Consider the following 941-nt stretch of genomic DNA (forward strand, 5'->3'; position numbering starts at 1 on the left):
TTGGACCGGTGTCTCCAGTTGGGCCGGTGTCTCCCGTTGGGCCGGTGTCTCCCGTTGGGCCGGTGTCTCCAGTTGGACCGGTGTCTCCCGTTGGGCCGGTGTCTCCCGTTGGGCCGGTGTCTCCAGTTGGACCAGTATCTCCTGTCGGGCCGGTATCTCCTGTCGGGCCGGTATCTCCGGTTGGACCAGTATCTCCCGTTGGACCAGTTGGACCGGTATCTCCTGTCGGGCCGGTATCTCCGGTTGGACCAGTATCTCCAGTTGGACCGGTATCTCCGGTTGGACCAGTATCTCCAGTTGGACCGGTGTCTCCAGTTGGGCCGGTGTCTCCCGTTGGGCCGGTGTCTCCCGTTGGGCCGGTGTCTCCAGTTGGACCAGTATCTCCTGTCGGGCCTGTATCTCCTGTTGGGCCTGTATCTCCCGTTGGCCCCGTATCTCCTGTCGGGCCGGTATCTCCCGTTGGACCAGTATCTCCCGTTGGGCCGGTGTCTCCGGTCGGGCCGGTATCTCCCGTTGGGCCGGTGTCTCCGGTTGGGCCGGTATCTCCCGTTGGGCCGGTGTCTCCTGTTGGACCAGTATCTCCCGTTGGGCCGGTGTCTCCGGTTGGACCGGTTGGACCTGTGTCTCCGGTCGGGCCGGTATCTCCGGTCGGGCCGGTATCTCCCGTTGGACCTGTATCTCCGGTCGGGCCGGTATCTCCGGTCGGACCAGTATCTCCTGTTGGACCTGTATCTCCCGTTGGACCTGTATCTCCGGTCGGGCCGGTATCTCCAGTCGGACCAGTATCTCCTGTTGGACCTGTATCTCCCGTTGGGCCTGTGTCTCCGGTTGGACCCGTTGGACCTGTGTCTCCGGTCGGGCCGGTATCTCCGGTCGGACCTGTATCTCCGGTCGGGCCGGTATCTCCCGTTGGACCTGTATCTCCGGTCGGGCCGGTATCT

1 protein-coding gene is annotated in these 941 nt (G+C 63.8%); it reads right to left on the reverse strand.

The features are described 5' to 3' along the window. Positions 1–941: hypothetical protein (locus V7D18_RS23425; protein WP_426158017.1), on the reverse strand; the 941-nt coding region annotated here is incomplete at both ends.

This window comes from Lacrimispora sp. 38-1 (assembly GCF_049890855.1).
GTDB lineage: Bacteria > Bacillota > Clostridia > Lachnospirales > Lachnospiraceae > Lacrimispora.